This is a genomic window from Streptococcus sp. C300, assembly GCF_000187645.1.
GTDB classification, from domain to species: domain Bacteria; phylum Bacillota; class Bacilli; order Lactobacillales; family Streptococcaceae; genus Streptococcus; species Streptococcus oralis_CQ.
The window spans coordinates 184,181-193,226 of sequence record NZ_GL732469.1 but is presented as its reverse complement, the minus strand read 5'-3'; the positions used below and the strand labels follow the sequence as shown (position 1 = coordinate 193,226).

Below are 9,046 nucleotides of genomic sequence, written 5' to 3'. Positions count from 1 at the left end.
TGCACTCCTGGTTTGTGTGGGAAGCTTGCGTCATAAGAAGCCTTATTCGGAATCTGTGTATGACCGTCTTCCTTCACATACGCTGACAAGTTCGCGCCGGCTTTGATCTTCGCGTCGAATGTTAATTCAACTGCTTGACCGCCATTGGCTTTGACTTGCTCTTCTGTAAGCGTCAAGGTAATCGTTTGACCTTCTACCTTGATTTGGCTAGCCTCAAGCGCTTGACCATTCAATTTAGCACTTGAAGTTCCTGCGAATTCAAGAACGTCTACTAGTGTATCTGTGACTGCGAAGGCTGTCGCATCTTGCGCTACTGTTGTTTTCACGTTGTAAGTGAAGACTTGATCGCGTTTGTCAAGAGTTTCAGCTTCTTTGCCGTTCACATCTTTCTTGATTTCTGGCTCTTCTGGTGTTGGAGGCGTTACTGGGACTTCGTTAGAGTCCTTGTGATATTTCGGATTGTGATCGATGTCGTAAGAAGCCTTGTTTGGAATTTCAGTCTTACCATCTTTGGTTACATAAGCAGACAAGTTTGCATTATCTCTAATCTTAGCCTTGAAATTCACTTCAATAGACTTACCAGCATCTGCTTTTACAGAAGCTTCTGTAAAGGCAACTTTGATCACTTGGCCAGAAATTGTTACTGTCGCCTTAGATCCTGCATCCTCACCATCAAGTTTAACAGTAGCTGAAGCATTCTCACCAACAAATTCTAGAACTTCTTTCAACTCGTCTGCCATCTCAAACACAGTTGCATTGGCAGGCATTGTTGTTTTCAAAGTATAAGTAAATTCTTCATTACGTTTTGCAAGATCGTAACGTTCTGCTCCGTTTACTTCCTTCTTAAGCTCTGGAGTTGTTGTTGGCGGTGGAGTGACAGTGACTGGTTTTGATTCTTTCTTAGAATCTGGATTGTCATTAATGATGTAGCTAGCAGTATTTGGTACTACTGGCTTGTCTTTTGCTTCATTTGGATAAGCAGTCAAGAGAGCATCGAAAGTGATGCCGTCTTTAATCTTGGCATTGAATGAAACTTGGACTGCTTTACCAGCATATTGTTTCACTTGATCTTTTCCAAATGTGACTGTCAAGGTTTGACCTTCTGTTTTCACAGTGAGGTCTTGAACAGCTTGACCGTCAACAGTGACAGTTGCTTCCCCTTCAAATGCCAATTCTTTGACGATATCATCTGAAATGGTGAAGGTATCTGCCACATGTGGAACTGTTGACTCAATCGTATAAGTGAAGACTTCTGATAACTTACCAAGATCTGCATGTTCCTGACCATTCACCTTCTTAGTGATTGGTGGTGGAGTAACAGTGACCGGCTTGGTTTCTTTCTCACCTTGTTGGTCATTCTTGTTGGTATAAGTAATCTTAGCTTTGTTCTCAATAGATGGAACTTTTGAGTCTTTCTTCACTTTGGCATGAATCACGAGTTCTACTTCTTGGTTACCGTAGTCACCCGCATTCGCAAAATCTTTCATCGTTGCAGTCACGGTTTGACCTTGAACTGTTACATCGAAGAATTTCGCTGCAGCTCCCTTGATTTCAGCTTGACCTGGAGTCAAGTTCTCATCCAAGGTATCCGTTACAACGAAGGACTTGTACGTTGTAATATCATTTGGCAATTTCGCTTTGATATTATAAGTAAAGTCGGTTTCCGCACCGATTGTTGCCTCTGTCAGTGTTTCGTTGATTTTCTTATCAACACCTGGTTCTGATGGAGGGGTTACGGTGACAGGTTTCGTTTCTTTTTCTCCGCTATGATCGTTCTTATCTGTGAAGCTAAACTTCGCAGTATTTGGAATGTTGATACGAGTCACTCCATCATTGATCTTAGCTGGAATAATCAATTCCACTTCTTGACCAGCAAGAGCTGTAGCGTTCGCAAAGTCCTTCATCGTTGCAGTCACGGTTTGACCCTCAACTGTTACATCGAAGAAGGCAGCAGCTGCTCCTTTGATAACTGGTTTGCTTGAAGTTTCATTGATAACTGACAAATCTCCTTCAAGTGTATCTGTAATCACAAATTTCTTGTAATCTGTAATATCGGTTGGAAGTTTTGTCTTAATGTTGTAGTTATACGCTTGACCTGTCGCGATATCTAAGTGATCAAGAGTTTCATTGATCTTCTTCGTTACAGGAGGTGGCGTTACGGTGACAGGTTTCGATTCAACTTTTTTCTCTACATTATTCTCATTTGTAAAGGAAATAGAAGCCTTATTTTCAATGGTTGTGCCTGTCACACCATTTTTAACTTTTGCAGGAATGACTAGTTCAACAGTTGAGTATTTTGCAAGTTCACCAAATTGACCATCCTTCACCGTTGCCGTAATCTCTTGGCCATTGGTGCGGATATCAAAGAGGGCAGCTGCAGAACCTTTAATACTTACGGCACCTGCAAGTTCCAAATTAGCATCTAGTGTATCACGAATCACAAATTTCTTGTAATTTGCAACATCACTTGGTACTGCTGTTGTAATGTTGTAGTTGTATGGTTGTCCATCAAATGTTTGGAATGTATCCAAGTTTTCATTAATCTTCTTATTAATAGAAGGTTCTTTTGGTTTTGGTGGTGTAACCGTTACTTTATTTGATGTTTTCTTGATATCATTCAAGACAACATCTGCCGTGTTAGGTACTTTAATTTGACCATCTTCCTTATATTTAGAAAGGTCAGCACCCGCACGAATCTTAGCCTTGAAGGTCAATTCAAGGTATTGAACATCTTTAGTCTTACGACGCGTTACCTTACGTGAGATTTTTTCGAGTTGAGTTTTATCAAGAGTCAGTGAAACAGTTTGACCTTCAACTTTTGCAGCAGTTTTCAACTCAGTATTATCTTTTTCACCAAGTTTTACATTCAAGCTATCTGCCTGAACTTCCAACTCTGAAACAACTGTATCTGTAAGGCTGAATGTATCTGCAAGGCCTGGCCATGGAACAGTCACTTTGTACTCGAAGAGTTGTTCTTCTGTCTTAAGATCTTCATGTTCCTTATCATTGACCTTCTTCGTAATTTCTGTTACAACTGGTGGTTTCACATAAACAGGATTTGAACGGCGAATCGTACTTGGTTTAGTATCTGTCTTGGCATGCGCATCTTGGTTTGGTTGATTGTCATCACCATTCCACATGATATTACCCTGGTTCAGCAAACCGAATCCATCATTATCCTGAAGAAGGGCCATAAATTCTTTACTTGCTTGATTATTGCGGTATTGTTCTTTCAAACGAACCTTGATGGTCATTTGAGCTTTCTTCAATACCAAGTAATTATAGTTTGATCCTTTAGCAGGAACATCAGCAACAACAACATCACGTTCGTTTCCAAGATCGTCATTTTGTTTCACGACACGAGTGGCCCATTTTTCTCCATTTGGTCCAGTAGCTGAACTTTCAACTACTTCCAAACGGTAGTCAAGTGGGTCTGTCAACATGACGTTCTTTTCAAATTCGTAGGCTACGTTATTGAAGTTGTAATCAAGAGTATAGGTGAACTCCTCTGCCTTGTCTGACAATTGTGCAGAATAGGCTTTTTTCTTTGTCAAACCAAGCGGGTCATCAATTTCTCCCAAGTCATTTCTCTTATCTGCGTCGGTAATTTTCTTAGTGACACTTGGGTAACAGTACTCGAGCTTTTGAACTTCAACTTTTTCATTACGTCCACCGATTTTTTGAGTTTTAAACTCACCCGTCTTGAAGACACCAGTCAACTCAGGAACTGTAACTTCTTCTTTTACAGGTTTATAATCAGCTGGCGGATCAACTTCATCCTCTTCATTCGTTTCAGGAGCACGTGCTTCCTTACTCAAATCATAGTCGAAACTGTTATTACCTGGATTGAAGACACTATCGGGTACATAGATTGTGACATTGTCGCCTTCTTGATTGATTCGACCACGAATTTGTTTTGATGGGTCTGTGACTTTTTCAACAACAGTCTTGCCATTGATTCGAACAGCATCCACCTTATATCCAGGTGTAACAGTGAACTCACCTTTAATGTCTTCCTTAATCAACGCAGCTCCAACAGATTCTAGAACTCGACTTGAGAACTTATTGATATCGCTTTGTTCATTAACATAGAAGGAAACATTCTTACCATTAATATTTTTAGCTGGAGAAGCCATCCCCTCTAATGCTTCATGGAAGATATCTTGGACACTTCGGTTATCTCCTATATTAAAATATTTTGAATAACCTTCTCTATATGTGTCATAATACTGAGCTTTAGAGTTTTCAAAGATTGATACGTCTTCCCAGAAACCTACTACTACAGTCCCTTCGGAACCAACAACATTTTTAAGTCTTGTAGATGCTTCCTTAACCTCTTCCACACGCCCTAAAACGTTTTGAGATGCTTCAGTTAGCTCATTAAAATTCCAGGCACGTGAAAGAATTTTGTTACGATAATCACTGTACTCTAGACGAACCTTACCATCCGGGTCACGTTTCCCATTAGCAACACCATCCGTAATCAAAAGGAAGATGGTCTTACGACCGTTAGCCATATTCCCTTTTATTTGATTATATTGAGCAATGACATCGTCAATAGCTGGAACGGTTGGTGTTCCTCCTGCTACCTTAATATTATCAATGAATTGATGGATATCATTTTGATCAGAAGACAAGTTGCTAGACTTGTATTTGTAATCATAATCAGCTCCCCAACCACCAACAACATCTTTACGACCTGTAAAATCATTATTGTAGTAATAGTTGTATCCATCCGCACCTTGGAAGGTTGCCATCATAACTCGGTCTGATGTATCCGGGTTATCAGTCTTAACCAAACGAGGATTATTCTCATCATAATTTTCTTCACTGACAAATGTTGTCAATGTTTTTAAGGCATTTTGGACATTAGGAATGGTGTTCCTGAACGATCCACTCGCATCCTGAAGGATAACTAAGTCGACCGGTTTACGTGGAACTGTCCACTTTGTTTGGTCCGATTTCTTTATCTTACGATAACATCCATTCTGGATAATTTCCGTATTATCTCCTACTCGAATTACCTCAGTTTCATCAGCCGCACCACGACCGAAACGTAAACTAGCTAATCCTAATGGCACAGAGAGAAACAGAATCGTAAACAGAATGGAGACCTTTTTAATGAAATCTCTCATAATTTTCTCTGAAATCCTATTGTGATTTCTTCTTCCTCCTTTTTCCCGAAATTAATGTATGTTAGTTTAGCAATTCTTGTAACTCTTTCGAGAAATTTTCAGCAGTGGTATGATTTACTAATACATTCTTTACCTGTTGCTGTTTTGTCACAAGATACATACTTGGTATGGTTTGAACCTGTAAAAGATCGGCTGCGGACTGATCTTCGTCATAATAATAGGGGAAAGTATATCCTTTTTCTTTGATATACTGATCAGCAGTTTCCTTTGTTTCTTTTCCTGGTTCGTTCATATTCAGAAGAACAAAATGAATTTGATCTCCATACTTTTCATACATCTGCTGAACAATGGGTAGTTGTTTCTGGCAATGCGGACACCAACTAGCCCATTCGACAACTAACATAGGTTTATCATACAGTTCCGAGATAGCAATCAATTTGCCATCTTGAGAGGTCATTTTAAATTCTGGAAGTTGTTGACCTTTTAAACTCAAAGCCGTATTGTTCTTATCACTAGAAGTTGATTGCGAAACTGACGATGAACCTATATCTCCATCCTTAGTGGGTCGGGTGTAATAAAGTAAACCCACCGCTAAACCTATGATGACACCCACCGCTAAAAATGGTAGCCACCACTTATCTTTTTGCATAACATCTCCTTTCCTTTAATAGTAAAATACAACGAATAAGTCTTGAGTAGATAACATATTAATACAATCAAACAAAAACTGCGACTCATTCATTCCAAATGATATTTTATCATTTACTATTCATTTATACAAGCAATACGTTGTCAAATAGTAAACTTTTTTTAAAAGTAGAAAATCGCCATTAAATACCATCATTGTACAGTTTTTCTAATCATAAACTTGATTTCGTTTTCTGAGATTTGTCAGAATATTCCCGTTTCCGATGCATAATTGTAAGCAAGGCAAGAAATATGAATTGCCTATATTACCTATACTAAAATTTGCATCAAAATACTTTTATAACATTGCAAAAATAAAAAAGATTATCCAATTAGATAATCTTTTTTATGTTCTTAATACAAATCAAGATAATTATCAACTTCCCATTGTGAAACAAATGTTGCATAGCTAGCCCACTCGATACGTTTGGCTTCAAGGAAGCTAGTGTAGATGTGTTCACCTAGGGCTGCCTTGACCACTTCATCTTCTGTCAAAGCTTTCAAGGCGTTATGAAGAGTTGATGGAAGGTCGGTGATTCCAGCTTCCTTACGCTCTTCTGCTGTCATGATGTAGATATTTTCTTCGATAGGAGCTGGTGCTTCGATTTTGTTTTCAATACCATGCAAACCAACTTCCAAAAGAACAGCCATAGCGATGTATGGGTTTGCCATTGGGTCCACTGAACGCAACTCAAGACGAGTTCCCATACCACGTGAAGCCGGCACGCGCACAAGTGGCGAACGGTTACGACCAGCCCAAGCAATGTAAACAGGCGCTTCATAACCTGGAACCAAACGTTTGTATGAGTTAACCGTTGGGTTCATGATGGCAGTATAGTTGTAAGCATGTTTGATCAAACCACCAAGGAAATGGTAGGCCGTTTCAGACAACTGCATTCCTTTTGGATCATTTGGATCAAAGAAAGCATTGTTTCCTTCTGCATCAAACAAGGACATATTACAGTGCATACCTGATCCAGCAATACCAAATTTCGGTTTCGCCATAAAGGTTGCGTAAAGGCCATGTTTGCGAGCAATGGTTTTAACAACAAGCTTAAAGATTTGAATCTTATCGCAGGCACGGAGAACTTCATCGTACTTAAAGTCAATCTCGTGTTGTCCAACCGCAACCTCGTGGTGACTCGCTTCAACTTCAAATCCCATTTTGGTCAAGACATTCACGATTTCACGACGTGTATTGTCCGCAAGGTCAGTAGGCGCCAAATCAAAGTAGCCACCCTTGTCATTTACCTCAAGAGTTGGATCCCCATTTTCATCCAGCTTAAAGAGGAAGAATTCTGGTTCTGGACCAAGGTTGAAGGATTTGAATCCTACTTCTTCCATATGACGAAGTGCACGCTTCAGATTGCCACGTGGGTCACCTGCAAAGGGTTCTCCTTCTGTTGTATAGACATCACAGATCAAACCTGCAACACTTCCATTTTCATCTCCCCAAGGGAAGACTGTCCATGTATCCAAGTCTGGGTACAAGTACATATCTGACTCATTGATACGTACAAAACCTTCAATAGAAGAGCCATCAAACATGGCTTTGTTTGACAAGACCTTATCTAACTGTTCATCTGTAGCAGGAATTTCGACGTTTTTCATGGTTCCCAGAATATCTGAAAACATGAGACGGATAAAGGTAACATTTTTTTCCTTGACTTCACGACGAATATCTGCAGCTGTGATTGGCATGGGTTTTCTCCTTAATATATATGACTACTTGCGATTGCCTAACCGCGACCAAAGGGTGACCGTACTGAAGCAAAGCGCCCCTGCTGGAGGAGTTCATTGTGGAGTGCACGACGCACTTCCGTCTGACTCACGGCTTTCTTGGACTTCGCCTCGCGTTCAGCATATTTTTTCTTAATCGCAGCAATATTATGACCTTCAGAGATATAATCTTTGATTTCAAGCAGACGATCCATGTCATTCAACGAATACATGCGACGGTTCCCTTCGTTTCGATCAGGTTTGATCAACTCTTGATCTTCATAATAACGAATCTGACGCGCCGAGAGATCGGTCAATTTCATAACACTGCCGATAGGAAAAACAGCCATATTTCGGCGAAATTCTCTTTCCTTCATTTACAATTTCCTTCTTCCTGTCTATTATAGTCTAAAAAAAGACATACGTCAATGAATAATGTCATAAAATGTAACATTATTTTCTTTTTTTCTCCCAAAAGAGTTTCAGTTGCTCAATATCATAATTAACAAGGATTGCGACAAAAACTCCCATAAATGTTTCAAATACGCGCGCAAACACGTACAAAAATGTTTCTCCGCTCGGTATTGATAGGGTAATGATCAACATAGCTGCCACACCACCGATAACTCCTGCCTTATTGTTCATGGCGACATTTGTCATAATGGTTAACATGGTGCAAATCGGAACAACTAGTAAGGTTACCCAAAAGGCTCCATGAAATAAAGTGTTTAAGAGGAAAAAGACAAGGGCGTAAAAACCGCCAATGCTATTTCCTAAGATACGCGAAGTTCCAAAATGGACACTCTTATCAAAGCTCTCTCGTAAACTGAAGACCGCTGTTAGTGCTCCGATTTGAAGCCCCTTCCAGCCAAAAAAACCAAAAATCAAGAGAACTATAAATACGGCAATCCCCGTTTTGAAAGTTCGCATACCAAGCTTGAACTGTGACTTATCAAATTTATATTTTTTAAAATAACTCATAATCTCAACTTTCTACTACCATTTTAACATAAATTAGTTGATTTTATGAGTGAAAATCAATAGGAAGCGTTTTTAATTTAGGGGTACAAAAAAGAGGAAACAAAGTTCCTCTTTTCTATTTAACTTTTAGAGCTTACTTGCTTTCGTCTTCTTTACGTTTCAACTGACCAAGTCCTAAAACCCCTACTAAAGCTGCTAGACCAAGATATGGCATGTAGCTTGAATCATTTGTACCTGTTTGAGGTAGAGTAGGGTTACCTTTTGGATTTGGAGTAGGAGTCGTTGGCTCCTCTGGTTTCTTAGGTTCTGGCGTTGTCGTACGAACTGTATTTGAAGCGTAAGCAACTTTGTTCACAGTATTTACATAGGTATTTTCAAAGGTTCCGACAGCAATTCGTTTCATTTGAATATAAGTCTCAGCCTGGAATGGAGAATCCAACTGAATCTCTTGAAGGAATTCTTCCTTGAAGCGAATTGTAAGCATTCCCTTATCTTGATCATGTTCAACCTGTGTTTCAGCGGTT

Annotated in this window: 5 protein-coding genes and 1 pseudogene; all 6 read right to left on the bottom strand. The window is 39.6% G+C overall.

The window, feature by feature from the left end; all coding sequences use genetic code 11:
• Nucleotides 1-5,135: pseudogene (gene padA / locus HMPREF0849_RS08630) on the bottom strand (LPXTG-anchored isopeptide-forming adhesin PadA); the annotation flags it as partial.
• Nucleotides 5,136-5,196: 61 nt separating this feature from the next.
• On the bottom strand, nucleotides 5,197-5,784 hold the full coding sequence (locus tag HMPREF0849_RS08625; RefSeq protein WP_001168152.1) for a TlpA family protein disulfide reductase: 588 nt from the start codon (nucleotides 5,782-5,784) through the stop codon (nucleotides 5,197-5,199).
• 392 nt (nucleotides 5,785-6,176) lie between these two features.
• Nucleotides 6,177-7,523: a type I glutamate--ammonia ligase gene (glnA, locus tag HMPREF0849_RS08620; protein ID WP_001122885.1), complete on the bottom strand. Its 1,347-nt coding sequence runs from the start codon at nucleotides 7,521-7,523 to the stop codon at nucleotides 6,177-6,179.
• Nucleotides 7,524-7,561: 38 nt separating this feature from the next.
• Nucleotides 7,562-7,918 (bottom strand): transcriptional repressor GlnR, encoded by a 357-nt coding sequence (gene glnR, locus HMPREF0849_RS08615; RefSeq protein WP_000664333.1) that lies wholly within the window; start codon nucleotides 7,916-7,918, stop codon nucleotides 7,562-7,564.
• Between the two features lie 76 nt (nucleotides 7,919-7,994).
• Entirely contained in the window at nucleotides 7,995-8,522 is a 528-nt protein-coding gene (locus HMPREF0849_RS08610) for an FUSC family protein (RefSeq protein WP_000119887.1), read from the bottom strand.
• Between the two features lie 133 nt (nucleotides 8,523-8,655).
• A partial coding sequence (locus HMPREF0849_RS08605; protein ID WP_009013747.1) for an LPXTG cell wall anchor domain-containing protein occupies nucleotides 8,656-9,046 on the bottom strand: 391 nt, incomplete at its 5' end.

Excerpts from the sequence above, each read along its gene's own strand:
- HMPREF0849_RS08625 (WP_001168152.1), bottom strand. The coding sequence starts at position 5,784 with ATGCAAAAAGATAAGTGGTGGCTACCATTTTTAGCGGTGGGTGTCATC.
- glnA (WP_001122885.1), bottom strand. The coding sequence starts at position 7,523 with ATGCCAATCACAGCTGCAGATATTCGTCGTGAAGTCAAGGAAAAAAAT.
- glnR (WP_000664333.1), bottom strand. The coding sequence starts at position 7,918 with ATGAAGGAAAGAGAATTTCGCCGAAATATGGCTGTTTTTCCTATCGGC.
- HMPREF0849_RS08610 (WP_000119887.1), bottom strand. The coding sequence starts at position 8,522 with ATGAGTTATTTTAAAAAATATAAATTTGATAAGTCACAGTTCAAGCTT.